Origin of the sequence: Amycolatopsis lexingtonensis (genome assembly GCF_014873755.1) — a bacterium.
Classification (GTDB): domain Bacteria; phylum Actinomycetota; class Actinomycetes; order Mycobacteriales; family Pseudonocardiaceae; genus Amycolatopsis; species Amycolatopsis lexingtonensis.
The window spans coordinates 1,204,485-1,229,374 of the sequence record NZ_JADBEG010000001.1 but is presented as its reverse complement, the minus strand read 5'-3'; the positions used below and the strand labels follow the sequence as shown (position 1 = coordinate 1,229,374).

23 protein-coding genes are annotated in these 24,890 nt (G+C 69.2%); 14 read left to right on the top strand and 9 right to left on the bottom strand.

All coding sequences use genetic code 11. The features are described from left to right. The 6 genes from phtC to H4696_RS05940 all read right to left on the bottom strand — a co-directional run bounded on the left by phtC (position 1) and on the right by H4696_RS05940 (position 6,716). Entirely contained in the window at positions 1–768 is a 768-nt protein-coding gene (gene phtC / locus H4696_RS05965; protein WP_192782101.1) for a 3,4-dihydroxyphthalate decarboxylase, read from the bottom strand. Then, positions 761–2,869 carry an acetate--CoA ligase family protein gene (locus H4696_RS05960; protein WP_192782100.1) on the bottom strand — a complete coding sequence of 703 codons (2,109 nt, stop codon included), beginning with the start codon at positions 2,867–2,869 and terminating at the stop codon, positions 761–763. Before H4696_RS05960 ends, phtC begins: the two co-directional genes overlap by 8 nt. Further along, entirely contained in the window at positions 2,866–4,038 is a 1,173-nt protein-coding gene (locus tag H4696_RS05955; protein ID WP_086856816.1) for an acyl-CoA dehydrogenase family protein, read from the bottom strand. The genes H4696_RS05960 and H4696_RS05955 overlap by 4 nt, the downstream gene beginning before the upstream one ends. Before the next feature lies 1 nt (position 4,039). Further along, on the bottom strand, positions 4,040–5,107 hold the full coding sequence (locus H4696_RS05950) for an amidohydrolase family protein (protein ID WP_086856817.1): 1,068 nt from the start codon (positions 5,105–5,107) through the stop codon (positions 4,040–4,042). Between the two features lie 93 nt (positions 5,108–5,200). Further along, positions 5,201–5,434 carry a hypothetical protein gene (locus tag H4696_RS05945; RefSeq protein ID WP_143264941.1) on the bottom strand — a complete coding sequence of 78 codons (234 nt, stop codon included), beginning with the start codon at positions 5,432–5,434 and terminating at the stop codon, positions 5,201–5,203. A gap of 7 nt (positions 5,435–5,441) precedes the next feature. Beyond that, positions 5,442–6,716, bottom strand: coding sequence for an aromatic ring-hydroxylating dioxygenase subunit alpha (locus tag H4696_RS05940; RefSeq protein ID WP_086856819.1), 1,275 nt, complete (start codon positions 6,714–6,716; stop codon positions 5,442–5,444). Positions 6,717–7,094: 378 nt separating this feature from the next. Between H4696_RS05940 and H4696_RS05935 the strand changes: the two genes are divergently transcribed. Further along, on the top strand, positions 7,095–7,844 hold the full coding sequence (locus H4696_RS05935) for an enoyl-CoA hydratase/isomerase family protein (protein ID WP_086856820.1): 750 nt from the start codon (positions 7,095–7,097) through the stop codon (positions 7,842–7,844). A 10-nt stretch (positions 7,845–7,854) separates the two neighbouring features. Here the strand turns inward: H4696_RS05935 and H4696_RS05930 are convergent, their stop codons facing one another. Then, positions 7,855–8,655 (bottom strand): SDR family NAD(P)-dependent oxidoreductase, encoded by an 801-nt coding sequence (locus H4696_RS05930; RefSeq protein WP_086856821.1) that lies wholly within the window; start codon positions 8,653–8,655, stop codon positions 7,855–7,857. A gap of 142 nt (positions 8,656–8,797) precedes the next feature. Here H4696_RS05930 and H4696_RS49830 point away from each other — a divergent pair, with 142 nt between their 5' ends. The 7 genes from H4696_RS49830 to H4696_RS05900 all read left to right on the top strand — a co-directional run bounded on the left by H4696_RS49830 (position 8,798) and on the right by H4696_RS05900 (position 17,829). After that, on the top strand, positions 8,798–9,283 hold the full coding sequence (locus tag H4696_RS49830; protein WP_086856822.1) for a MarR family winged helix-turn-helix transcriptional regulator: 486 nt from the start codon (positions 8,798–8,800) through the stop codon (positions 9,281–9,283). Beyond that, on the top strand, positions 9,280–10,698 hold the full coding sequence (locus H4696_RS05925; RefSeq protein WP_211299609.1) for an MFS transporter: 1,419 nt from the start codon (positions 9,280–9,282) through the stop codon (positions 10,696–10,698). The genes H4696_RS49830 and H4696_RS05925 overlap by 4 nt, the downstream gene beginning before the upstream one ends. Positions 10,699–11,207: 509 nt before the next feature. Then, entirely contained in the window at positions 11,208–12,467 is a 1,260-nt protein-coding gene (locus H4696_RS05920) for a NucA/NucB deoxyribonuclease domain-containing protein (protein ID WP_143264942.1), read from the top strand. An 80-nt stretch (positions 12,468–12,547) separates the two neighbouring features. Beyond that, on the top strand, positions 12,548–13,036 hold the full coding sequence (locus H4696_RS05915; protein WP_086856825.1) for a hypothetical protein: 489 nt from the start codon (positions 12,548–12,550) through the stop codon (positions 13,034–13,036). A gap of 396 nt (positions 13,037–13,432) precedes the next feature. Then, positions 13,433–16,153, top strand: a complete 2,721-nt coding sequence (locus H4696_RS05910; protein WP_086856826.1) for an ATP-binding protein — start codon at positions 13,433–13,435, stop codon at positions 16,151–16,153. Positions 16,154–16,204: 51 nt separating this feature from the next. Further along, positions 16,205–17,140: an amidohydrolase family protein gene (locus tag H4696_RS05905; RefSeq protein WP_086856827.1), complete on the top strand. Its 936-nt coding sequence runs from the start codon at positions 16,205–16,207 to the stop codon at positions 17,138–17,140. A gap of 41 nt (positions 17,141–17,181) precedes the next feature. Then, positions 17,182–17,829, top strand: a complete 648-nt coding sequence (locus tag H4696_RS05900) for an HAD family hydrolase (RefSeq protein ID WP_192782099.1) — start codon at positions 17,182–17,184, stop codon at positions 17,827–17,829. Here H4696_RS05900 and H4696_RS05895 read toward each other — a convergent pair whose 3' ends face one another. Further along, entirely contained in the window at positions 17,830–19,134 is a 1,305-nt protein-coding gene (locus tag H4696_RS05895) for a helix-turn-helix domain-containing protein (protein WP_086862221.1), read from the bottom strand. Positions 19,135–19,283: 149 nt separating this feature from the next. Between H4696_RS05895 and H4696_RS05890 the strand changes: the two genes are divergently transcribed. From H4696_RS05890 to H4696_RS05880, 3 genes are all read left to right on the top strand, one after another. Next, a complete protein-coding gene (locus H4696_RS05890; RefSeq protein ID WP_086862222.1) occupies positions 19,284–19,868 on the top strand; it encodes a hypothetical protein in 585 nt (194 codons plus the stop codon). 88 nt (positions 19,869–19,956) lie between these two features. Next, entirely contained in the window at positions 19,957–20,328 is a 372-nt protein-coding gene (locus H4696_RS49825; protein ID WP_225955602.1) for a hypothetical protein, read from the top strand. Further along, positions 20,325–21,128 (top strand): Scr1 family TA system antitoxin-like transcriptional regulator, encoded by an 804-nt coding sequence (locus H4696_RS05880; RefSeq protein ID WP_086862224.1) that lies wholly within the window; start codon positions 20,325–20,327, stop codon positions 21,126–21,128. Before H4696_RS49825 ends, H4696_RS05880 begins: the two co-directional genes overlap by 4 nt. Here H4696_RS05880 and H4696_RS05875 read toward each other — a convergent pair. Further along, on the bottom strand, positions 21,104–22,144 hold the full coding sequence (locus H4696_RS05875) for a LysR family transcriptional regulator (RefSeq protein WP_249027076.1): 1,041 nt from the start codon (positions 22,142–22,144) through the stop codon (positions 21,104–21,106). The genes H4696_RS05880 and H4696_RS05875 overlap by 25 nt on opposite strands. Positions 22,145–22,320: 176 nt before the next feature. On the opposite strand from H4696_RS05875, the gene H4696_RS05870 reads away from it, so the two are divergent. The 3 genes from H4696_RS05870 to H4696_RS05860 are packed head-to-tail and all read left to right on the top strand — an operon-like array spanning position 22,321 to position 24,862. Next, a complete protein-coding gene (locus H4696_RS05870) occupies positions 22,321–23,427 on the top strand; it encodes a radical SAM protein (protein ID WP_086862225.1) in 1,107 nt (368 codons plus the stop codon). Further along, a complete protein-coding gene (tmk, locus tag H4696_RS05865; protein WP_086862226.1) occupies positions 23,424–24,056 on the top strand; it encodes a dTMP kinase in 633 nt (210 codons plus the stop codon). Before H4696_RS05870 ends, tmk begins: the two co-directional genes overlap by 4 nt. Beyond that, complete coding sequence (locus H4696_RS05860) at positions 24,047–24,862, top strand: endonuclease/exonuclease/phosphatase family protein (protein ID WP_086862227.1); 816 nt, start codon at positions 24,047–24,049, stop codon at positions 24,860–24,862. Before tmk ends, H4696_RS05860 begins: the two co-directional genes overlap by 10 nt. The last annotated feature ends 28 nt before the right edge of the window (positions 24,863–24,890 follow it).

The window sequence follows — 24,890 nt, the reverse complement described above, 5'->3', positions numbered from 1 at the left end:
TCAGCCGCGCCGGGTCACGTCGGCGGCGTCGCCGAGCGTGTGACGGTAGTAGTCCCACGTCCAGTGCGCGTAGGTCTTCGCGGCGTTGCGGCTGTTCACGAAGCCCGAGACTTCCGCGATGTCCTCTTCGGACAGTTTCTGCGGCCGGGCGCCCGGCACCGAGTGCAGGCTCAGCGTCAGCTCGGCGAGCGTTTCGAGCTTGATCGCCCGCACGGTCGCCTGCTGCAGGTCTGTGCCCACCGCGACCACGCCGTGCCCGCGCAGCAGGCAGGCGTCGGCGGTGTCCATCGTGTCGGCCACTTCGCCGCCGAGCTTGCGGTCGCTGATGAGCACGGCCCGTGGGTACGTCGGCACGCCGCGCACGGCCAGCTCCATCGCGCCCGGGTCGTAGGCGCCGATCACCGGCTCCATCGGCAGCCCGAGGATGCCGCACTTCAGCGACGCCTCCGGGTGCCCGTGCACCACGGAGCCGACGTCCGGCCGCTGCCGGTACAGCTCGGTGTGGATCGGCCACTCCCCCGGCAGCGCGTAGCCGTCCGGGAGGTCGGCGTTCGTCGCGTCCAGGCCGACCAGGTGGATGTCGTCGGTGATGGTGAACCGCACGCCCGGGTCCTGCGGCGGGCGGCACCGGACGAGGATGCGGTCGGTGCCGGGCACGCGGACGCTGACGTGCCCGGTGATCTCGCGGACGCATCCCGTGGCCGCGAGGATGCGGCACGACAGCGCGACCAGGGCCCGCAGGTCTTCGACGGCGTCGGTGTCAAACACGAGTGCTCCTGGGGTGTGGTGCGGAAACGAGGGCGGCGGCCGCGGCGACCATGCGGGCCGGCTCGGTGAAGACCCGGATGCCGCGTTCGGCCAGCAGGGCCATGCCGTCGGCGGCGAGCGAGCGGGTGACGAGCCAGGACACGAGCACGGGTTTCGCGCTGCCGTCGGCCGCGTCGGCGATCTGCCGCGCGACCCGGACGGCGTCGTCGCCCGCGATGCTGGTGAGCACCACGCAGACGAGGTCGACGTCGGAGTCCGCGCTCACGAGTTCGACGACGCGGCGCACGGTGCCCTCGGCGAACGTGCCTTCGGCCGTGATGTCGAGCGGGTCGTCGACGTGGGCGAACGCGGGCAGCACGGTGGCCAGGTCGGCCGTGGTCCGCTCCTCGAACGCCGCCAACGCGAGTCCGTGCTGGTCGATCAGGTCCGCGGTGGCGCTGCCCGCTCCGCCCGAGGTGGTGACGACCGCGACGCGGCGCCCGGCCGGGCGCGGGGTGTTGCCGAGCGTCCAGGCGATTTCGAGCAGGCCGGTCAGCTCGGTGACCTGCACCGCGCCCTCCTGCGCCAGCACCGCGCGGTAGGCCGCGCCGCTGCCGGCGAGCGCGCCCGAATGCGAGGACACCGCGCGGCGGCCCGCTTCGGTCACGCCGGTCTTGAACACCGCCACCGGCACGCCGCGGGTCCGCGCGGCGGCCAGGGCGCGGCGGAAGCGGTCACCGCCGGGCACGCCTTCGAGGAACACCGCGATCGACCGGGTCGTGTCGAGTGTCGCGAAGTGCTCGAGGTAGTCGGCGACGTCCACTTGGGACTGATTGCCGACCGTCACCCAGTCGCCGATGCCGTAGCCGTCGGCCAGTTCCCGCGACACCAGGCTGCCCGCGACGGCGCCGCTCTGCGCGATCAGGCAGGTGCCCGATTCGCGCAGCGCGAAGCCGGTGATCGCCTGGCTGAACGTCGCAGCCATCCGGTGGTGTGCGCTCACGACGCCGATCGTGTTTGGCCCGCACAGGGTCGTGGCGGAACCTTCCACGGCAGCGCGCAGCTCCGCGTCGAGCGCCTGCCCTTCCGCGCCCGCCTCACCGAACCCGGAAGCGAACACGATCACCGCCGGCACTCCGAGCCGGACGCAGTCGCGGACCGACTCGACAGCGGCCTTGGCGGGCAGGGCTACGCAGGAGAGGTCCGGCACCGCCGGCAGCTCGCTCAACGACGTCACGGCAGGCAGCCCGCCGACTTCGCCACCGGCCGGGTTGACCGGGTGCAGCTCGCCCGCGAACCCGTGCTCGCGCAGGGACGCCAGGATGCGGCCGCCGGGCCGGGTGGCGTCCCGGGACGCGCCCACGACGGCGATGCTCCGCGGCCGCACCAGGGCCGTGAGGTCGTAGCCCCTCCCCCGCGGCTCTTCGGCGGCGACCGGCTCGACCACCACGCGGGCGTCGAGCACGACACACGTGCCGTCGGCGAGCACCCGCACCGGGTTGAGGTCCAGTTCGGACAGTTCCGGGACGGCGACGGCCAGCTCGGAAACCCGCGCCGCCAGCTCGCGGAACTGCTTGGTGTCGACGGGCGCCGCGCCCCGGAAGCCGGTCAGCAACGGCGCGCACCGCAATGACCGCAGCATGTCCTCGGCATCGTCGGCGGTCACCGGGGCGACGCGGCGGGCGACGTCGCGGAACAGCTCGACGGTCACCCCGCCGAGCCCGGCGACGACCACCGGGCCGAACGTCGGGTCCCGGACCCAGCCGAGGATGAGGTCCGTACCCGGCGGCGCCATCGGCTGCACGACGACGCGGGCGTCGGCCGCACCGAGCGCCGCGACCCGCTCGACGAGCCGGTCGTGCGCCGCCGACACCGCGTCCGCCGTCGCGAGGCCGAGTTCGACGAAGCCCGCGTCGGACTTGTGCAGCACCTCGTCGGTGAGCGCTTTCAGCACCACCGGAAAGCCGAAGTCCCGCGCGACGGCCACGGCCTCGGCGGCCGAACCCACCGCCGTGGCCGGGACGAACGGCAGGTCCAGGGGCGCGAGCAGGTCTCGCGCCGAGGCCTCGCCGAGGCCACCCGGCGCCAGCCGCCGAGCCGCGGCGCGGACGTCGGCGGTCATCGGCGTGACTCCCCGCGGATGGCGTCCTTGGCGATCAGCACGCGGTGGATGTCGTTCGCGCCTTCGACGATCTGGAACACCTTCGCGTCGCGGTAGGCCCGGGCCACGGGGTACTCCTCGGACACGCCGTAGGCGCCGTGGATCTGGACCGCGTCGGTGGCCACGGCCTGCGCGACGTCGCTGGCGTACATCTTGGCCATGCTGGCCTCGACCCGGGCGCGTTCGCCCCGCTGCATCGCCTCGGCGCACCGTTCGGTGAGCAGGCGCGCGGCCTGCACCGAGACAGCCATGTTCGCGATCTTCTGCTGCACCATCTGGAAGTCGGTGATGGGCTGCCCGAACACGACCCGGTCCCGCGCGTAGCGGACCGAAGCGTCCAAACAGGACTGCGCCAGGCCCACCGCGCGCGAGGCGACCGAAAGGCGGCCGCGCTCCACGGCGTTCATCGCGACCGCGAATCCGTCGCCCTCGGCCCCGAGCATCGCGTCGGGCCCCAGGCGGACGTTGTCGAAGACGAGGTCGCCACTGCAGAGCGGCCGGAAGCCCAGCTTGTTGTGCACCGGGTTCTTGAGCACGCCCGGGGTGTCCGCGGGCACGATGAACGCCGACAGGCCGCGGCGGCCCAGCGCCGGGTCCCGCGTGGCGAAGGTGACGAAGAACGACGCCCGGTCCAGGTTGGTGATCCAGGCCTTCGCGCCGTTCAGCACGTACCCGCCGCCTTCGCGGGTGTAGCGGGTCTGCGTGCCGGCGACGTCGCTGCCCGAGCGAGGCTCGGTGACCCCGGCGCCGCCGAACAGCTTGCCTTCGGCCAGTGGGACCAGCCACTGCTGCTTCTGCTCGGTCGTGCCGAACTCCAGCAGGCCGGAACCGACGAGCGCCGAGGGCATGCTCATCAGCACGCCCAGGCAGTGGTCGACGCGCGAGACCTCTTCGATGATCCGGGTGAACGTGACGTGGTCGAGGCCGAGGCCACCCCATTCGACCGGCACGACGCCGCCGAAGAAGCCCAGCTGCGCCATCTCGTGGAGCAGGTCGGCGGGCAGTTCCTCGGCCGCGTCGTACTCGGCGACCCGTGGCGCCACCCGCTCCTGGACGAACTCGCGGACCAGGCCGACGATGGCGTCCCGTTCGGCCGCGGTCTGCGTCGGTTCGAGCAGTTCGGAAGTCATTTCAGCCCGCCGCTTCCAGGTTCTTGCGCAGGCGCGGGTAGATGTCCAGCGCGGTGTCGCCGAGCATCAGGTCCAGGTCCTGCTCCGAGTGCGCGGGGATGCCGCGCAGGACCCCGGCGATGTCGTCGGCCCAGCCGGCCGTCGGCGTCTTCTTGTGCGAGCCGTCGCCGGGCCGCTCGGTGCCGAACACCACGCGGTCGCTGCCGATCACCTTGACCAGCAGAGCAAGCGCTTCCTCGCTGTAGAGGCAGGTGTCGTAGTAGAGCTTCCGGATGGCCTCGTCGAACGTCCCGCCGCGCTCGGTGCCCTGCCAGTACGTGCCACGGAACCGGCCCACCTGGTACGGGATCGCGCCGCCGCCGTGCGGCACCACGACCTTGAGGTCCGGGAAGACGTCGAACACATCCGACTGCACCAGCGACATCACCGCGGTGCTCTCCTCGGAGATGAAGTGCAGGCTCTGGTTCTCGCGCAGGGAAACGCAGCCGCAGGAGTGCACCAGCATCGGCAGCTGGTACTCCACCAGCTTCTCGTACAGCGGGTACCAGTACTCGTCGCCGAGGCCCGGGACCTCCATCGGCGCGCGGCCCTCGCTCGGGTCCGGGTTGACCAGCACGCCGACGAAGCCCAGCTCGTTGACGCAGCGCTCGAGCTCTTCGAAGACGACGGAGACCGGCTCGCCCCAGACCAGCGGCAGGTTGCAGATGCCCTGCAGCCGCTGCGGGTAGAACTGCACCTGGGTCGCGATGGCGTCGTTCACCGCCTGGGCCCACCAGTGCACGATCCGCGCCGGCTTCTCCGAGTGCATCAGGCTGTACGGCCGCGCGGAGACCAGCTGGACGTCGGTGCCGACCTTGTCCAGCCAGGCGATGTGCTCCTCGGCGAAGTGCTTGAGCTCCTCGGGCGGGATCACGCCGGTGCGGCCGTGCCCGAGGCCCTCCCGCGACTCGGAGAACCCCTTCAGCCGGCGGCCGTAGTGCCCGCGGCTGCCGATCAGGAACTCGCGGTAGGCGTAAAGCTCGGCGGGGGCGACGAGGTGGCCGTGCACGTCGACGATCTTTCGGGGCATGGGATGCGCTCCTCTTTCGGTGGCCGCGACCGGGGCCCTCGTCGTGGGCCGGTCGCGGAGTGGGAGATTCGCGGCGGGGCGGTTCCCGGCGCGTCAGTCGATCAGCACGCGGATGGGGTGGCCGGTCTCGGCGTGGTGGCGGACGGCGGCCGCGATCGTCGGCTCGCCGATCGCCTCCCGCCAGCCGCACCCGGCGGCCCGGCACCAGGCGGTGGGCAGCCATTCGCCGCAGGCCGGGCAGATCCCGGTCCCGGTCCGGTGGCGGCCGTCGCGGCAGCCCCCGTCGGGCGCGGAGTTCGGGGCGGCGGAGTCCACTGGGCTTGCCACGGCTCGCTCAGCCGGCCTTCCGCACCACGGCGTCGATCCGCTGCGTGAGCGTGCTCAGCCGCGGGCTGTGGACGCCCTGCGTCCGCAGGAACGAAGCCATCGGGTTGGCGCCGCCACCGCCGATGCCGAGCTCCTTCTTCTCCTGCGGCAGCTGGATCAGCTCGCCTTCGGTCGCCGCGTCGTGCACGTTCATCACGGCGCCGCCGGTCTCGTTGGCCTGCAGCTGGCTGCGCAGCAGGTTGCGGTAGAGGGCGATGCCCTGGTCCGACGAGCTGAGGTGCTCGTCGTCGCGGGTGGTCAGCGCGCCCTGGGTCACCCACACCATCGCGTCCTGCGAGTCGATGGTGTCCATCAGGAAGTTGCCGTCCGCGTCCTGGAGCTTCACCTCGTAGGTGTCGGGCAGGGCGCGGACCTCCTCGACGAGGTTCGCGTACTCGTCGGGCACGTCGTAGTAGCAGTACCAGAAGTGCAGCGTGTGGTGGTCGTCCATCGGCACGCGGATCTGGAACGAACTCAGGCCGTAGCCGCCCACCTTGAGGATGTTCGGGAAGTAGACCGGGTGGCCGACCTTCCAGTCCTCGTCGTCCTCGGTCTGGCCCTCGCGCAGCCGGCGTTTGATGATGCCGTAGTCGACGAGGTCGAAGCCGATCTTGATGTGGTGTCCACCGAGGACGGTCGGCTCTTCGCCCGCCCGCTCGAGGTGGTAGTTGAACAGCCGTCCGTGCAGCCACTCGACGTGGGTCGGGTCGAACGAGTTCTCCATGATCTGCAGCCAGTTGCAGGGGATCACGGCGTAGCCGATGTCGCGGAACCGCGTCGGGCTCTCTTCGAGGGCGAAGAGGTCCAGGCGCGGCAACGCCGGCGCCGGTGATTCCCCGAGGTAGGCGAAGATCAGCCCGCCGAGCGCCCGGACCGGGTAGCTCGTGGTGCGCGCCCGCGCCTGCAACTGAGCCGACGGCGGCATCTGGTTCGGTTGTTCCAGACACTCGCCCTGCGGGGAGAACTTCCAACCGTGGTACGGGCAGCGCAGCCCGGCGCCGTCCGGGAACCCGTAGCCGAGCGACGCCCCGCGGTGCGGGCACCGCTCCGCCACCAGGCCCAGCTCACCCGTCTCGGCGCGGAACAGCACCAGGTCTTCCCCGAGCAACCGGACCCGCTTGACCGGATTGGCGTCGAGATCCGTCTCGGTGGCCACCGGAAGCCAGTAACGCCGGTAGAGCGCACCGGCGGGCGTGTCGCGGCCGACGCGGCTGTAGCGCTCGTTGACGTCTGGGTGCAGCATCAGCGTCCTCCCTTGCCCCGGACCAGGCGATCGCGGTCCGGCAGACGACGGACTCCTTCGTCCGATCGCCTTTGTAGGTTAATCATAGGAGCATTACTCGTCAAGCTGCGGCCGTCGACTCTCCGACAGGACCGCTCGGACCGGGATCCCGGCGGGGCAGCAGCCGGTCCGCGGGTACACCTTCCGGACATTCGCCGAGCCGGCACACCCGGTACTGGTGCCTCGTACCCACCGCGGGCACGAACGCGATCGCCGGATGCCCGCACCACGCGCAGGGCAGGCCACGCAGATACACCTCGAACACCGGGACCGCATCCCTTCGTTGGCTAATTAGGACTATGATTAGAGCATAAGACGTCCTCGACCTCCGGAGAAGAGATGACCGACAGCGAAGTGCGGCTCGACCTGCGCGACGACGTGGCCGAACTGGTCCTGGCCGCGAACGCGATCGACCTAGACGTCGGCCGGCAGCTCGCCGCGGCGACAGAGCGGCTCACCAGGTCGGACGCGCGAGTCGTTCTCGTCCGCGCCGAGGGACCACACTTCTGCGTCGGCGGCGACGTCCGCGCCTTCGCCGCGCACGAAGCCGATCTCGCGTCCTACGTCAGCCAGGTCGCCGAGGTCGTGCACGCCGCGCACCGCCACCTGGCGGCCCTGACGGTCCCAGTGGTCTGCGCCGCGCAGGGCGCCGTCGCCGGAGCCGGGGTAGGCCTGGCCTTCGGCGCCGACCTCGTGCTGCTCGGCCGCTCGGCGAAGGTCCGGCTCGCCTACACGGCGATCGGACTCTCGCCGGACAACGGTGCCAGCGCGCTGCTCCCCCGGCTCGTCGGCCCGCGCCGCGCACTCGAACTGGCGCTCACCAACCGGACGCTCACCGCGGACGAGGCCCGCGATTGGGGCCTCGCGACGGCCGTCATCGACGACTCCGCCCTCCTCGGCGAAGCACGGGAGCTGGCAGGCCGCCTCGCCGGGATGGCGCCCGGCGCTTTGGCGGCGACCAAGCGCCTCGTCCTCGCCGCGGCAAACAGGAGCCGGGACGAGCAACTCGACGAGGAAGCCGGAGCCATCACGGCGCTGGCCGCCACCTGCTTCGCCCGGCAAGCGATCTCAGCATTCGCCCGGCGCTGAGGCCACGGCGTCAGGTGACGTTGCGGATCAGGCCGCCGTCCACCCGGAGGTTGGCGCCACTGACGTAGTCGGCCAGCGGGCTGCAGAGGTAGGCGACCGCCGCGGCGATCTCTTCCGGCTTGCCGAACCGGCCGGTGTCGTTCGGGATGATGTCCCGCACCGCGCCGCGCTCGATTTCCTCCCACGTCTCGCCCCAGCCGCGGGCCGGGGCGATGCCGGTGAGAAGGTCCTTCACCGATTCCACCAGGATGGCGCCGGGGGCGACCACATTGGACGTCACGCCGGTGTCCTTGAGCTCGCGGGCGAGCGACACGGCGAGGTTGTGCCGGGCCGCCAGCGTGGCGTTGTACTGGGGGTGCGACTGCATCGGCTGGGTCGCCAGCCCGCCGCCGATGGTGATCACCCGGCCCCACCGCCGGTCCCGCATCTGCGGGACGAGGTGCCGGATCATCCGGACGCCGGAGATCACGTTGCCCTCGTAGGTGTTCCGCCAATCCTCGGGAGTGGCGTCCGTCCAGGACAGGTGCTCGTACGCACCCGCGTTGTTGACCAGGATGTCGATCGGGCCGTCGGCCAGCGCGGCGGCCGCGACGGCGGCGGCACCCTCGTCCGTGGCCAGGTCGCCGATGGCCACGGCGGTCCGGCCGCCCTGACCCCGGATCGCCGCGGCGACCTTTTCGGCACGAGCGACGTCGCGGCCGTGCACCACGACCTCGGCACCCTCCGCGGCGAGGCGGCCGGCGATGGCTTCGCCGAGACCCGAGCTCGACCCGGTCACGAGCGCCCGCTTGCCTGTCAGTTGAAGATCCATTGTTTGCCTCGATGTCGTTCTTCGATCAGCGGCGACTCCGCTGATGTATACGACTGTAGACTTCACTGAGTGACTTGTCTACAGGTGTATACCGTGACGAGATAGACAGTCTACCTGTTCAGTTTGCCTGTATTCTTGCCCCATGAACGAAGACACGGCAGACCCGTCGGCGGCCCTCGCCGCAGGCCTGGACCTGGCTGTCCAGCGCTTTCGCGCGCGCCTCCGGGTCGAAGGACTCCGGCTTCCGGTCCCCTGGACCAGGAGCCAGCTCGTCGCTTTGGACCGCATCGTCCGCGGCACCGCCGTTACGACGAGTGAGCTGGCCGCGGCCGAGCACATGCGCCCGCAGTCGATGGCTCAGATCGTCTCCGCGCTGGAGCGCGAGGGCCTGATCGAACGCCGTCCCGACACCGCCGACGCCCGACGGAGCCTGATCGAGCCGACCGCGAAGGGACGCGAAGCCGTCCGGACCGCGTCCGCCTTGCGGAACACATGGCTCGCCGACGCTCTGGACCAGGAGCTGACCGGCGAAGAACGCGATCTCGTGCCGAAGCTGATCGAAATCCTCGACCGGCTCTCCGCAACGCGCACCGTCCGTTCGCGCCCCGCGGCGCCGGAGGAGCGGTGAAGACCGTCGCCGGGACGCCCGGCCGGATCGCTCCCGGGTGGCGGTACCTGACTCCCCTCGTCCTCGGCTCGGCGCTCAACCCGATCAACAGTTCCGTGCTCGCCACCGCGCTGGTCGCCATCGGTCAGGCGTTCCGCGTCAACGCGGCGTCGGCAGCCGGCCTGGTCGCGGCGCTCTACCTGGCCAGCGCGATCGGTCAGCCGGCGATGGGCAAGCTCGCCGAACGGTTCGGGGCGCGGAAGACGTTCCTGTCCGGCCTGGTACTGGTCGCGGCGGGCGGGCTCCTCGGCGCGCTGGCGGAGAACTTCACGCTTTTGCTGATTGCCCGGGCAGTCCTCGGCATCGGCACGGCCGCGGGCTACCCGACGGCGATGATGCTGGTCCGCCGCTGGGCGGCCGAGAACCCCGGCGGCCGCGCCGAGGGCGCGATCGGCGCCCTCGCGATCGCGGGCCAGACGAGCGCGACGATCGGCCTCCCCCTGGGCGGCCTGCTGGTCGCGTTCGGCGGCTGGCGCGTGACCTTCCTGATCAACGTCCCCCTGGCGCTGCTGACCTTGGCCACGGCCCTGCGCTGGCTCCCCCGCCGCTCCCGCGAACGCGAGTCGTCGGTCCCCCTCGCCCGCGCCCTCGACCTGCCCGGCATGGCGCTGTTCGCCGCCGCCATCGCGAGCCTGATCGTGTTCCTCCAGGACCTGCACCACCCGCGCTGGGTGCTGGCGGGGCTGGTGGTGGTCCTCGGCGCCGTGCTGCTCTGGTGGGAAACCCGGGCCGCACACCCGTTCATCGACGTCCGGATGCTGGTGCGCAACCGCGCTTTGTCGGCTACCTACGTCCGCGTGGCGATCATGTTCCTGCTGAGCTATTGCATCCTGTACGGGTTCACCCAGTGGCTCGAGCAAGGACGCCACCTCACCGCGTCCACAGCCGGCTACGTCATGGTGCCGATGTCCGTGGTCGCAGCACTCCTGGCCATCCCCTTCTCGCGCGGCGGCAAGGTCCGGACCTGCCTGCTGGCCACGGGTATCGCCGCGGTCGTCGGACCGGCCTGTCTGCTCACATTCCACGCGACGACGCCGATCTGGTTGCTGATCGCGGTCACGATGGCGTTCGCGGTGATCTCGGGCCTCGGCGTCATCGGCAACCAGGCGGCGCTCTACCACCAGGCCCCCGCGGAGACGATCGGCGTCGCCGCCGGACTGCTGCGCACGTTCACCTACATCGGCGCGATCCTGTCGTCCAGCCTGATCGGAGTCGCCTACGGCGAACGGGCCTCCGACGAGGGGTTGCACACGGTGGCCCTCGTGCTCACCGTGCTCGGCGCGGTTCTGCTTGTACTGACCGCGCTCGCCCTACGCCAGTTGCCCCGAAGCCAGGATGCCGGAGACGCGAAGAGCGATCGGGCCGAAAAGCCGTAACGTTTCGCAAGTTCGAAGGTCGTCGCACCTGACCGGCGTGTTCCAGGTCGCCGGCGCCACGGCTGACAAAGGTCGGCGAACCGGCCGCGGCCACGTCAGACTCGCCCGCGTCGGCGATGCCGTCCCCGGTGAACCGCGGCGGTGGCGGGCAGCTGCGCGACATCGCGTCCGGAACGATTCGCTCCGGGAACAGATCACCCAGACAATCCGCGCACGTGCCCTGTCTCGCCGCTGAAACGTGCGGCACGGCCGAGGCCAGCCTCCAACTCCACCCTATTGGCGCATAACTGTTCACCGCTGAGTGTCATGGATGCCCCGAGAGTTACCCAGATAGCTGCTTTGACGCCGTCACAGTTCATGCCATGGTGATCTTGTCACACATTGGGGTGAATGTCTGATTGCGGGTTGGGGGGCCCACGGTCCTCGCCTCACGTGGCTGTCTGCAGTCCAACCGCCGCTCCGCTGGAGCGGCTAGTGGTGCGCGCTCCCGTGCGCGCGAGGGGAATACCGTGAGTAGATCGTTGCGCTTTTTACTGTCCTTTTTCTTGATTACGACCGCGTCCGCGGTCGTGGCGCCGGCCGCCGTCGCAGCGCAAGCGCCGCCGTTCTTCATCGTGGAGAAAGACCGCGTCACCCCGGTGCCTGCCGGCGATGGTCAGGCGAAGAACCAGTTCGGCGCGCCGATGGACACCCTGACACAGCGCCTCGCCCGGGAGCGCACGTTCACCACCCAGCTGTTCAACAAGGACGGCTCTGCCACCGTCGTACCCGGGCAGCCACGCGCGGCTGCCGCGGTCAGCCCCGATGAGTGCCTCGAGATCGACACCGGCGAGCCGAACTTCCAGCACAAGGACCGGTTCTCCAGCTGCCGCACCTACGGGTTCGGCATCGGCCGACCCGAGGACGGTTCGCTGACCTTCCTGGTCACCACCGCCTACACCGCAGCCACCGACGGCACCCAAGGCATCCGCGCCGACGTGTACATCCATGACGGCCAGGTGGAAGGCAACCCGCCGCCGGAGTGGTATGGCACCCAGGTCGGGATCCAGGTCATGTGCAGCGCGATCAGCACCAGCTGCTCCACCTCCGACATGACACTCAAGACCATGGGCGAATGGGTCACCGGCGAACACCGCTTCTGGCAGACCATCACCCCCAGCGGCACCACCACCGCCCGCGACGGCAAAGCCTTCTACGAGGTCGGCCAGACCTTCTACGACCCGGTCACCAACACCCGCCCGGTCATCGACCGCACCGACTTCTTCCGCTGCGACACCGCCACCTACATCCCCGGCGCCGCCCAAGGATGCGTGTTCACCGCCCGCACCCCGGTCATGAACTTCGGCCCCGTCCGCAGCAAGTACCCCGACATCGTCGACCACATCGCCGCGGCCCAGTACCACCCGGAAACCACCAAACCCGGCACCTTCACCCTCATCCCCGGCTCCGTCGAGGCCGACACCCCGCTGACCCGGCTCTACCCCGCCTACGACACCGCCACCTACAACCGCAATCACGCCAAAGCCGTCGCCACCTGCGTCGAATTCTGGGGAACCGGCTACACCCAAGGCGGTACCCTCGACTGCGACGAATACCCGTTCCGCTCCACCTACCAAGGCGCCGCCTACAGCGACAACGGCGGCACCGTCGGCTACTCCGCCAAACCGATCGCCCTGTCCCAGAACCGCAGCGCCGGCAACGACGTCGGCACCTTCTACAAGGACTACCGGATTCTCGACAGCGACGGCTACTTCGTAAGCGCAACCTGATCCGGCACTCCACCATCAGGTAAACCGGGTTGGTGCGCGGACCCCAGGTTCGCGCACCAACCCCTGCTACCGTGCAACCCATGACCGTGATCCAACGGGTCCACCGCACCGTCGCCGTCTATCCCGGCCTGTTCTTCCTCGCCAACGTCACCCCCACCGGAACCGAGATCCCGAGCGACCTCGTCGACGGGCTGCTCGACACCGGCGACATCTGCGCGTTCGGACCGAACGGCATCGCACTCGCCAGCGCGTTCCAGTCCCACATCATCACGGTCAATATCGAACTCCCTGCCGAGCCCTTCGACGAGCCGAAACCGATCGACGATCCCCTCCTCCGCACCAACAGCGGTACTTTCGCCTTCACCGACAGCAAGCTGCAGTTCGCGACCCCTGACTTCATACAGCCCGAAACCCAGTTCACCGTCCCCGCATCCGGTCCCCGCGACGTCGTGATCACACGTCGCCTGCTGGTATCGCCCTCCTCATTTACGCCGCCGCTCGACGACCCCAACCCCACCGGGCTCGAACACTGGACGATCACCGTCCTGCCCGGACACACCAACCGGTAACGCGCGGTCAAGCCCGAGACCGACAGGGTGGCGCCACGACGCAGGCCGCCGCTCGGCAAGGGCAGGCGTCACAGGCAGCGAGCCAGGGGCGGCTGGCGTCTCGGGGTTCGACTGCTTCAACTGGGCGGCCTTCAAGCACCGGTCCTCCAGCAGAGGGCGGAGCGCTGGGCAAGCAGGTTTGGGCACAGCAACCGCGGTAGCGGGACTGGCGGATGATCCGGTGGCTGGTGCGGTTGTCGGCCAAGCATGTCGTCCAGGCCACCGCCCTGGTCAGAATCCTCGACGCCCCCGCTTCGAAACCAGATGCCTCTAGTGCAGTGGCTACCTTTCCTGCCGGATTCTTGCGACCGTGGTCCGGTCCCGCACTTTACGGGACCGAATGAGGGAGGGTGGGCGATGGTGGTGGCGGAGCGGGGGTCGGGGTCGCGGCATCATTTGATCGTGGTCGCGGATGTCGAAAGCTTCGGGGACCCAAGCCGGACGGCGCCACACCTGCAGGCGGTACGCGATGGGCTCGACACGGTCATGCAGGCAGCGTTCGCCGCAGCCCAGGTGACATGGGAGAACTGCTACCGCGAGATGCGCGGAGACGCCGTCGTCGCGCTTGTACCGGCAGATACCGACAAAACGGCGTTCGTGGAAAGTGTGCTACCAACGCTGGTCACGCGGCTGCGGGTGCACAACGACACCCACCCCGACCCGCAACGGCTGAGACTGCGGGTCGCGCTGCACGCCGGCGAAGTCGGCTACGACACCCACGGCATCTCCTCCGCCGCACTGATCCGAACATTCCGACTATGCGACGCCCCGCCGCTGAAAGCGGCGCTGGCCGCCTCACCGGGAGTGCTGGCAGTGATCGCCTCCGACGTCCTGTTCGACGACGTCATCCGCCACACCCCCGCCACTGCACCCGCCACCTGGCGCCCCGTCCCGGTCACGGTGAAAGAAGCCGACACCACCGGCTGGATCACTCTCCCCGACCACCCCTACTCACCCAACCCCATACCGCCAGGTAGAGGCGGCCGAGGCGCCGGTCAACTCCATTTCGGCTCCAGGCGGGGCTCGGGCGTTGTGGTTCCGCGGCAACTGCCCGCTGCAGTGCGGGACTTCGCCGGCCGCGCCGGACACCTGGCCGCACTCGACGCCCTGGCCCCACCCGACCCCGACCACCACAACCTCGATGAACCGGAAACTCGGTCGGTAGTGATCACCGCCGTCGACGGGGCCGGCGGGATCGGCAAGACCACCCTTGCGCTGCACTGGGCCCACCGCAACCAGCACCGGTTCCCCGACGGCACGCTGCACATGAATCTGCGCGGCTACGGCCCCGGTACTCCGGCCACACCAAGTGAGGCGCTAAGCGGATTCCTGCGCGCCCTCGGTATCGCGGCCCGCGCCATTCCCGCCGACACCGAGGAGCAATCGGCGCTCCTGCGGTCCCTGCTGGCAGGCAAACGAATGCTGATGGTCCTGGACAACGCCCGCAGCCCCGAGCAGATCCGGCCCCTCCTTCCCGGCACACCCGGCTGCATGGTCCTGGTAACCAGCCGCGACAGCCTCAACGGACTGGTAGTCACCGACGCCGCCCACCGCCTCACCCTCGACCTGCTCGACATACCCGAAGCACACACTCTCGTCACCGGCATCCTCGGTGCCCAGCGGGCCGCCGCCGAACCCGACGCCGTCGCCGACCTCATCCGGCTGTGCGCCCGGCTACCGCTGGCGCTCCGGATCGCCGCCACCCGCGCCGCCGCCCACCCCCACCACAGCGTCGCCGACGTGGTCACCGACCTGGCCGACGACCACACCCGCCTCGACATCCTCAGCGACACCGGCGACGAACGCGCCGCCATCCGCGCCGTATTCGACTGGTCCTACCAGCAACTCCCACCCGAACACGCACGACTATTCCGGCGCCTCGGCCTGCACCCCGGGCCCGATCTCACCCTGCCCGCCGCCGCCGCACTCGCCCGTCAATCCCCCGCCGACACCCGGCCCCAACTAGCCGCGCTCGCCGCCGCACACCTGATCGAACCCACCGCGAACGGCCGATACCGGTTCCACGACCTGCTCCGCGCCTACGCCGCCGACCAGGCCACGCACCACGACACAGCCGACGACCGCCATCGCGCCATCGAATCCCTGCTCACCTGGTACACCCACACCAGCCATACAGCAGACCAGCTTGTCCACCCCTGGTTCGGACAGATGCCGGCGGTCGTGGCCGAACCTGATCACCAGCATCCCGTCCCGGACATCGACCAGGCGTGGGCCTGGCTCACCTGCGAACGCACAAATATCCTGGCGGCGTTGCAGTATGCCGCCGACCACCAACTCCACCACCACACCATCCCACTCGCTTACGCCTGTCGCTTCCTCCGCTCCGCAGGCAGCCTGCAAGAAGAGCTCGAAGCTTGCAGTCTGGGAGTCACCGCAGCCCAGAAGGCCGGCAACCGCGCACAAGAAGAAAGCCTTGTGGCCCTTCGGGGAGAGATAGCGTCTTCGCTCGGCGCTTGGGACCAGGCTCGAGAGGACATCGACCGCTCAGCGGCTCTCGCCGAACACCTCGATGATGGCGCCCGCCGGGGCTGGAATCTCAACGACCGCGGGCTGATGTTCCTGCGCCAGGGCGAGTTCGAAAAGTCGCTGCGGTGGCTCGGCAAGGCGTTGCCGCTGAGCAGGGGAATTGACTCTGGACGCATGGAGGCAGTCGTGGAAGGCAACCTCAGCGCCGCCCATACTGGCCTCGGCCAGTATGGGCTCGCTCTCGAGCACGGCGAGCGCGGCCTACTCCTGCGACAACAGGTTGGAGACCACACCGGTGAAGCGTACGCATTGACTCAGTTGGCACGTGCCTGGCGAGGACTGCAGGCACCCAAGCAAGCTATCCAGCTGTGCCGAGAGGCCATCGACATCGGCCGCAGCGCGCCCATCAACCGCGACAAAACCATCGCGGAACCGCTGGATGTCCTCGCCACCTGCCTCCACGACGTCGGCCACACCGAAAAGGCGATCGCTTGCTGGCAAGAAGCCGCCACCGTCTACGACGACACCGGTTACCCCGACCTCGCTACCGAAATCCGCCAGCGCATCCAGGACGCCCAAACCACGCCCTAGACAGGGTCTGGGGCCGGGAATAGCCGACCTCGCGGGTCAGCGACCCCGGGGCTGGACGGCCCGCTGTGGCGGGAGCTGCACGCGGTGTTCTTCGCCGACGCCCTCGACCACGCACCGACCCGGTCTTGGCTGGACACGCTGCTCACCCACCGGATCGGCCACCGGTACTGGCGGCGTGTGATCGAGATCCGGGACGGCCTCCTGCAGCTCAGCCCCCAGCTCGTCGACGCGGGCTGGTTCCTCGGCGGCGTCGCCGACGGCGAAGCCGAACTCCGAGCGCGAGTGCGGCAGAACGCCGCGCTCGGCGCGGACGTCATCAAGGTCATGGCTTCCGGCGGCCAGATCACCCCGAACTCCCCGAAGATGTGGCACAGCCAGTTCGCGGCCGCCGAGCTGGCCGCCATCGTCGACGAAGCCCAGCAGTCCGGCTTACCCGTCGCGGCCCACGCCCACGGTACGGACGCGATCGCGGCCGCCGCCGATGCCGGCGTCGCCACCATCGAGCACTGCACCTGGCTACGCGAAGGCGGAGGCGGCTACGACCTTCGCGACGACGTCGCGGCGAAGATCGCCGAACGCGGCATCTTCGCCTGCGTGGCCTGGCCCTCGGACTGGCGCGGCTTCATGAACCGCCTCGGGACCGCGCGCGCCGATCAGGTCGTCGACCGGTTCGCGTGGATGGCCGCCCACGGCATCCGGATGATCCCGGGCACCGACGCCGGGGCCGGGACCTCGGGCTTCGACGACTACGCCGGTGCCCTCCAGCTCTACGAACACCTCGGCTTGGACCGCGCGGTCATCATCGAGATGGCTACGACGACCAGTGCCGAGGCGCTGGGTCTCGGCGGCAGGACCGGCCAGCTCACGCCGGGCCTCTCCGCAGATCTGCTGGTCACGGCCGGCGATCCCCTCGTCGACCTCGCCAACCTGGGCCGGCTCCAGCTGGTAGTGGTCAGGGGGCAGGCAACTTCCATGGTGGCGGAGTGACAGACTCGAACGCGGAACGCCGCCGATGGGAAGGAAACGCCATGCCGGTGAGGGCAGTCGTCCTCGACATCGGCGAGACCGTGCTCGACGACACGCGCGAGTGGCACGCCTGGGCGGACTGGATCGGCGTCGGCCGGCACACGTTCTCGACCGTGCTCGGCGCGGTCACCGCGGCCGGGCGGGACAACGCCGAGACGTTCCGATACTTCAAGCCTGACTTCGACGTAGCCACCGAACGGCGACGCCGGGAGGAAACCGGGAACGGCGAGCGGATCGAGGAATCCGACCTCTACCCCGACGTCCGACCGGCACTTGCCGAGCTGCGGGAGAAGGGGCTCTGGGTCGGTCTTGCCGGCAACCAGACCGCCAAAGCCGGGAACCTGCTCCGCCGACTCGATCTTCCCGTCGACGCCATCGCCACCTCAGCGGAGTGGGGTGTCGCCAAGCCGGACCCAGCCTTCTTTCGACGCGTTGTCGAGCTGGCCGGTGTCGCTCCCCACGAGCTCCTGTACGTCGGTGACCACCGCGACAACGACGTGGTCGCCGGGCACGGCGCCGGATTGTGGACGGCCCTGATCCGGCGCGGGCCGTGGGGTCGTCTGTGGGCAGACGACCCGGCCGTGCAGGCGAACGCCGACTGGGTCATCGACTCGCTGATTGAGTTGCCCCGGTTGATCGCGAGAACGTGATCAGTTCACGTCCGCCCACGCGGCGAAGGTTGCCAGCTCGTCGCGAACCGTCCGCTGACTGCGGAGCAGGGATTTGAGCACCGTCTTTACCCGTGGGTGCTCCCGCGTGTGCAGCGGCGCGACGCGCTTGGCCAGCTGAAGTGATGCGAACGCCTCTTCGGGTCGGCCGACTTCGAGTTGCGCCGGGGCGAGGTCGATGTAGAAGTGGGAGCGGCGCTCGGCCGGTAGTTCCCGCGGTGGGTGCCAGCCAGTGCCGCGCTGGACGGCTGTCGGGCTGTCACCCAGCTCTTGGGCGACCGCGACTTCGTGGATGCGGACGGACGCCGGTCCGAAGGCGGTTCCGAGGTAGACACCTTCCGGCACGTGCTCGGCAGCCCGATACGCCCCTGCAAGGTGGTCTTCGGCCTCGTCCGGCTTTCCCGCTCGCGCAGCAACCACGGCGGCCCGCATCGCCAACGACCCGAGAGCGACTGATTCCTCCACTGTGGACTTCAGGGCGGGTACCCGATCGATGGCTCGTGTCAGCGATCGACCAGCGGCCTCCAAGTCCTTGCTGGCGAAGAACGTCTCGGTGCGCACGTATGCGACGGCGGCGTCCAGGAAGGGCCTGTCGATCTCGGTCGTCACCAGGCGCATCGCGGTGATGATCTGAGCGGACAGATCCACGTAGCCGTACTTGAACGCCAAGCCGTCCGCAGCTCGGTAAGCGAGGACCAGCAGCTCCGCGATGTCCTCTCGCTCCCGTTCATCGGCAGCCAGCTGACGCGCTCGCCCCAGCTCCAGCAGGAGACCAGGCAACTCGGCGATCAGCTGTGCATAGCGGGCTTGGACACGTTGCTCCGTCGCCTGAGCGACGGCTGTCCACAATTCGTGCGGCGGTCGGACGGGACCGTCGTCCGGTACGTCGCAGACAAGCAGGGCGCGGCGCAGCGCCGGCATACCGGCCCGGACGGCGTCGTCCCGCAGCTGGCCGACGCGCGGTGGCCGATGCCGGCGTCTCAGGGCGACCTGCTCATGCTTCGCCTCTTCCCACAGGCGGCGCAAGACGCCACCCGTGTTCAGCCCACGTTCCAGCGCCTCAATGAGTTCGCGCGACGGCAGGTTCTGGCCCACCCGTTCCGCCATCGACACGTAGTTGCGCGTGTAGCCGATTATCCGCGCCAGGGCCGCCTGGCTCGGCTTCGCTTCGACACGGAACCGCTTGATCTCCGCCGCGAGTTGATCGGCGGCCGGCCGAACTTCGCTTCGCTGGTCGGTCACATCGGTCTCCGGTTCGTTCGGCGGGGGGTAAATCGACGCGGTCACCGTTTACCTCCTTACCGAATCATAGCTGGTCAGGGTCCCATGGTGATCGTTCCGACGTCACGATGCAGGAGGGAACCGGTGACCACAACCGCCAAGCCGGTATCCGGCGAAGCACTACCTGATTTGAGGAACGCGGAAGGACGGATCCGATGATGCCCGGAGTCGCCGAGCGACCGCTGACCATCGGGATCATGGGACCGCACCTGACGGGCAAGAGCACGTTCGTCTCCCGCTTGGCTCTGGAACTCCGGCGGAACGGCTTCCAAGTCGCCACGATCGCAGCTCTCGTGGAGCGGGCGCAGCGGCTCGGGATACCGATCCTCCACAACCATTCCTGGGCATCGACGATGTGGTTCATCACGAGGGGCATCAGCGATGAACTGGAGGCCTGGCTGCACGCCGACGTCATCTTGGCGAACGGCGCCGTCCCCGACGCGCTGGCGTACTACCGCGCCGCACTACAGCACCGTGGCGAAGAGCCTGTCGAAGCTGAGATCGCACAGCTCGAAGGCCTGGTGCAGCACCACAGTTCGAACTACAGCCTGCTCTTCCGAACGACGCTTGCGACGGACACGGGTCACGAGGACGACAACGACGGAGGATTCCGCCGTCTCGCGGATCGCTGGGCGCGTCACGTCGCCGAAAAACTCGACGTCACCAGTATTCCCTTGCCTTCGCCCGACCATGACGCCGCGCTGGAACTCGCGATCAGCTACGTGAGTGAGCGCGGATAACTTCCCAGACCGGCGGCGGTGTCGCGTCGCCGACCGCGACACCGCCGCCACCAACTACAGGCGAGCGCTACGCCCGGGGTGAATCACCATGGCACCAAACGAAGTCCGATGGCCTTCCGTAGCCGACCTGAAGCTCGCGGAAGACGCCGAGTACGTGTTCCTTTGCCGCGTGCTCACGGGGCTGCGCCGTCTGTCCACTTCAGAACCATCACGATCGACCGGAGTCCGAATGTCCCGCGAAACGTCCAAGCTCGTCGACGCGCTGCGCACGACCCAAGCGCGAATCGGCCCGCTCGCGTGCCGATTGCAGGACGGGACCGCACCAGCAGACGAGCAGCATCAGGTCGCCGACCAGCTCGAAGAGCCGATGGACCTCCTGAGGTCCCACGCCGCCGACGTCGCTGCGGGCATCGTGACGACGTCTAGCCATCTCGTTCTCACGGACCGGCAGACAGCATGATCGACAACGCATCCCTGAGCCACCCCAGTCTCTACGTCCTCGGCCGCGCGCTGCGACAGCACCGAAACGATCGGGGCTTGAGCCTCCGCGAACTGGCCCGGCAGATGGGCATCGGCCCGGCCACTCTTTCCGGCTGGGAGAAGGGAGAACGACCGATTCCCGCGGTGCGGCTGGGGTGGATTTTCGGGTTTCTCAAAATCGCGGCGACCGAGTGCCAGCTCCTGATCCGGCTTCACGCGGAGTCGGATCGCGCGACGTACGTCGAAAGCTTCGACTCCGACGTAACCAGCCTCCAGCAAGCCTACGACCGCTACACCCTTCGCACGTTCGCATGGGCGCCGAAGGTCGTCCCGGCGCCTCTGCAGACGTTCGACTACGCACACGCGGTTCTGGGCGCGCGCGCCGCCCGGCCAGACGACGTCGACCAGGAAATCTTGACCCGGCAGGCACAAAAGCTGGATCGGAATCCCCACCACCGGTACTTCCTGGTGCTGGGCGCGGCCGCATTGACCTTGGAGAGCGTTCCGCCTGAGGTTTTGCAGGCCCAGCTCAAGGAGATCACTGATCCGGGCACCCGGAGACGGATCGAGACCCGCGTCGTTTCATCCGAGGCACGCGGCGCATCGACCATCGAACCCTTCATGATCTACGAGACCGCCGAGAAGGTCTTCACCGTTGTCCTGAAGCACGAGCACGCGACCATCTACCTGTCCGATCCGGCCACGGTTGCGCACTACCGCTCGACCTTCAAGATGCTCCACCAGAAGGCGGCTGCCTACGCGCCGGGTGAATCGTGCTGAGCGCCGCGGCCGGCCGGAGCAGCTTCCGCGAAGGCGTTCCAGAGCAAGTTGAGCGGATGATCGGTCGCGTACCGCTGCCGTTCCCCGGCGCGGGCGAAGATCCCCGTGACGATTTCGAGCTCCGGGTCGTAGCCCGCACCGAGCTCGATCTTGCGCAGGTTCGCACCGGGCAACCGGCCCTCGACGGCGGCGTCGGCGACCCGCTCGGTCGTGAGCAGGCAGCCGAACATCAGCCGGCTGCTCAGCAGGTTGAGGCCGTAGTTGAGCGCGTCGATGTCGGCGACCACGCGGAGCTTGCCCCGGTACTCCGGGCCGTACCAGCGGGTGAGGAAGTCAGCGAGAAGTCCCGCGGTCGGCGTGAGCAGCGGCAGCTCTGCGAGGGCGCCGCGCGCGACCGGCCGGTCGGGGAGCTCGCGCGCGCTCAGGTTGGTCAGCAGCGCGACGCGTTCGCGGTGCCACTCGAGGAAGTCGTGGGGCACGTCCGGACCGCGGCCGCGCTCAGCGGCGAACGAGCCGCACACGAGATCGACCTGCTCGGCATCCAGCTTGGCCCGGAGGTCGCGGGTCCGGACGTGCTCGATCTTGAGCTGGATGCCCCGGCGTTCGAAGGTGTCACGCAGCTGCGGCCAGACCTCGCCGAGGAACTCGACCGTGAACTCGGTGGTGCCCACCGTGATGGTGGACCCGACCCGCCGACGAGCGCCGTGAACGCGTTCAGTCCAGGACCGCAGCGTAGTCACGGCGAGCGCGACGACTTCGTCCCCGGAGCCAGTGAACAGGAAATCCTTCCCGCGGCCCTGCTTCGCGACGAGCGCCTCGCCCATCAGCCGCATCGCCGCGTCGTTCAGCGTGTCGAGCTGCTTCTGCACGCTGGACTGCGACCGCTGGAGCACGCGGGCGGCGCGCTGTGCGCTGCCGGTCGCGCGGACGAGTGCCAGCGTCCGCAGCTGATCGAGGCTGGTGTCGAGCAGCTCTGCCGGGAAGCCGAGCAACTCGGCGACCTCCGAGTCCGTCACCAGCGTCTCCTCACTTGTTTTCCACTCGGATAGTTCCAGTTCTAGTTCGAGCAAGTGTAGTCAGAATGCTCTGTAATTTTCTTTCGAGCATTTCAAGCTTAATTGTTGTCCACGCGAGCACTGGGTGGTCTACTCGGTTCACCGCCGCCCGCTCGCCCGACTTGGAGGACCGAACGATGACCGTCCGTCCGATCGCCGTCGCCGAGCAGGCATCGAGCTGCTACTTCCGCACCACCGTCGACACCCCGTACCGCAAGGCGCTCGTCCAGATCACCGAGCGGTGCAACCTGCGCTGCGCGCACTGCTTCGTCTCCGCCACCAAGCACGGCAAGGACATGCCCCTCACAGAGATCGTGAAGAAGGTCGTCCCCCGCCTCGCCGACGCCCGCGTCCGGCGGGTAACGCTGACCGGCGGCGAGCCGACCATCCACCCCGACTTCCTCGGCATCGTGTACGCCTTCCGCAACGCCGGCATCGACGTCGGCATCTGCACCAACGCCACCGAGCTGGACGACACGCTGATCCGCCAGCTCGCCGAGGCCGGAGTCCACGTCAACGTCTCCCTCGACGGATTCGCAGCCGACTCCCACGGCCTCTTCCGCGGCGACCGCGCCTCCTTCGACGTCACCGTGACAAACGTCCGCAAGCTGGCCGCGGCCGGTCTGCTGCAGGGGCTGCTGTGCACGCCGAACAGCTTGGCCGCCAACGAGGAGTACGTCCGCCTCTGCGCGTTCGCCCGCGCCAACGGCGCCCGCTACGTCCTGCTCAACCCGCTCGGCAGCATGGGCCGCGGCGTGAAATCCCAGCGGAAACTCGCCAAGACGACCATGCACATGCAGGAGATCTTCGAACTGACCGCGCCCTTCGACGGCCCCGACCTCGACATCGCCCACATCCGCTTCCCCAACACCGACCGCAAACCACTCGCCGGCTGCGAAGCGGGGACGATCATCTACGTCTTCACCCCGGGCGAGGTCACCGTCTGCCCCTACCTCGTCTTCGCCGCCCGCACCCCCATCTCGCAGCATCCCGACACCGATTTCATCGTCGGCAACATCTTCACCGACCGCGACCTCGCCGCCCGCCTCGACAACTACCGCTTCCACGACCGGTTCACCGTCGGCGCGAACCCGACCTGCACCGCCTGCAGCCTCGAACCCGCGTGCGGCAAAGGCTGCCCGGCCGCGGTCGTCGCCGGCGGCGGCCGCATCGGCGACATCGACACTGAGCAGTGTCCTGTCGTCGCCGAGGACCACCGCCTGCTGCCGCTGGACGTCGCATGACCGCACCGCGCCTGCCCGGCAAGCTGGTGACCTTCGAAGGCCCCGGCGGTGTCGGCAAGACCACGATCACCAAGCTCGTCGCCGACATGCTCGATGCCGACGGTGTGCCCGTCCACGCGACCACCCAGCCATCCAGTACTTCCCTGGGCAAGCTTGCCCGGGAGGGCACCGACGTCTACCTCGACATGGCTCTCGCCTGTCTCTGCGCGGCCGACCGGCATCACCAGCTCGCCACGGAAATCCTCCCGGCTCTGACTGCCGGAAAGGTCGTGCTCTGCGACCGCTACGTGGCATCGTCGCTGGTCCTGCAGCGATTGGACGGGATCCCGCTCGACGTCGTCTGGGCGCTCAACCACGGCGTCTACCGCCCCGACCTCGTGTTCGCGCTCAGCGCAGCCCCGGCGGTTGTCGAACGGCGGCTACGCGCACGCGGCACACACAGCCGTTTCGAACGCCCTCCGGGGATCAGCTTCCGCGAAGCCTACGGCTACCTGGCCGCCACCACGTTCCTGCACGACCAAGGCTGGCCCATCCAGGTCATCGACTGCGCCGCCGATCCCCAGATGACAGCTGACACCATTGTCGACCTGATCCACCGCACCCTCACGGAGAGCCCGGCATGCCCCTGACCGTCCTCACGCTCAACGTCGGCAACCCCGCCCTCGAACGAGCCCGCCGCCAACGCTACTGGCTCGCCCGCCGCACCGAGGACGTCTTCGTGCTCACCGAAACCGGCTCCGGACCCGGCACCCACCTCATCGCCGACTCCTACCGCGACGCCGGCTGGTCAGTCACCTACCCCGACCACCCCGACAAGGAACGCGGCGTCATGCTGCTCTCCCGGCTGGAGTCCACCGTGGACCCCATCGGCGCGGCAATGACCTACCTGCCGGCCCGACTGGCCGGCATCGTGGTGCGCACCGACCGCGGACCGGTGCGCGTCCTCGGCGCCTACGTCCCCTCCCGCGACGCCACCGAAGCGAAAACCACCCGCAAACGCGCCTGGATCGACGCCTTCCACCAGGCCTACGACGCCACCGCCGACGACGTCCCCGTCCTTCTTCTGGGTGATCTCAACGTCCTCGAACCCGGACACGTACCGCCCCACCCGGGGCAGTTCGCGCCGTTCGAGACCGCCTTCTACACCGAGCTGACCCAGCGCCACGGACTCACCGACGCCTTCCGCGCGCTGCACCCGACCGCGGTCGAGCACAGCTGGGCCCGTCGCGCCGACCTCGGCTACCGCTACGACCACGCCCACGCCGCCACCCCGCTCATCGAGCACCTGGCCAGCTGCTCCTACCTCCACGACACCCGCCACGGCGACCCGGCGCTGACGGACCATTCGGGACTCGCCGTCGAGCTGACGCTGACCGCGACCACGCCGCTGATAACGTCCGACCCGGCCGCGGACCACGAGGCAACGCTCTTCTGAACCTGGGGTACTCGCGCCCGGCCGCCAC

Excerpts from the sequence above, each read along its gene's own strand:
- H4696_RS05960 (WP_192782100.1), bottom strand. The coding sequence starts at position 2,869 with ATGACCGCCGACGTCCGCGCCGCGGCTCGGCGGCTGGCGCCGGGTGGC.
- H4696_RS05955 (WP_086856816.1), bottom strand. The coding sequence starts at position 4,038 with ATGACTTCCGAACTGCTCGAACCGACGCAGACCGCGGCCGAACGGGAC.
- H4696_RS05950 (WP_086856817.1), bottom strand. The coding sequence starts at position 5,107 with ATGCCCCGAAAGATCGTCGACGTGCACGGCCACCTCGTCGCCCCCGCC.
- H4696_RS05940 (WP_086856819.1), bottom strand. The coding sequence starts at position 6,716 with ATGCTGCACCCAGACGTCAACGAGCGCTACAGCCGCGTCGGCCGCGAC.
- H4696_RS05935 (WP_086856820.1), top strand. The coding sequence starts at position 7,095 with ATGACCGACAGCGAAGTGCGGCTCGACCTGCGCGACGACGTGGCCGAA.
- H4696_RS05930 (WP_086856821.1), bottom strand. The coding sequence starts at position 8,655 with ATGGATCTTCAACTGACAGGCAAGCGGGCGCTCGTGACCGGGTCGAGC.
- H4696_RS49830 (WP_086856822.1), top strand. The coding sequence starts at position 8,798 with ATGAACGAAGACACGGCAGACCCGTCGGCGGCCCTCGCCGCAGGCCTG.
- H4696_RS05915 (WP_086856825.1), top strand. The coding sequence starts at position 12,548 with ATGACCGTGATCCAACGGGTCCACCGCACCGTCGCCGTCTATCCCGGC.
- H4696_RS05910 (WP_086856826.1), top strand. The coding sequence starts at position 13,433 with ATGGTGGTGGCGGAGCGGGGGTCGGGGTCGCGGCATCATTTGATCGTG.
- H4696_RS05900 (WP_192782099.1), top strand. The coding sequence starts at position 17,182 with ATGCCGGTGAGGGCAGTCGTCCTCGACATCGGCGAGACCGTGCTCGAC.
- H4696_RS05890 (WP_086862222.1), top strand. The coding sequence starts at position 19,284 with ATGATGCCCGGAGTCGCCGAGCGACCGCTGACCATCGGGATCATGGGA.
- H4696_RS49825 (WP_225955602.1), top strand. The coding sequence starts at position 19,957 with ATGGCACCAAACGAAGTCCGATGGCCTTCCGTAGCCGACCTGAAGCTC.
- H4696_RS05880 (WP_086862224.1), top strand. The coding sequence starts at position 20,325 with ATGATCGACAACGCATCCCTGAGCCACCCCAGTCTCTACGTCCTCGGC.
- H4696_RS05870 (WP_086862225.1), top strand. The coding sequence starts at position 22,321 with ATGACCGTCCGTCCGATCGCCGTCGCCGAGCAGGCATCGAGCTGCTAC.
- tmk (WP_086862226.1), top strand. The coding sequence starts at position 23,424 with ATGACCGCACCGCGCCTGCCCGGCAAGCTGGTGACCTTCGAAGGCCCC.
- H4696_RS05860 (WP_086862227.1), top strand. The coding sequence starts at position 24,047 with ATGCCCCTGACCGTCCTCACGCTCAACGTCGGCAACCCCGCCCTCGAA.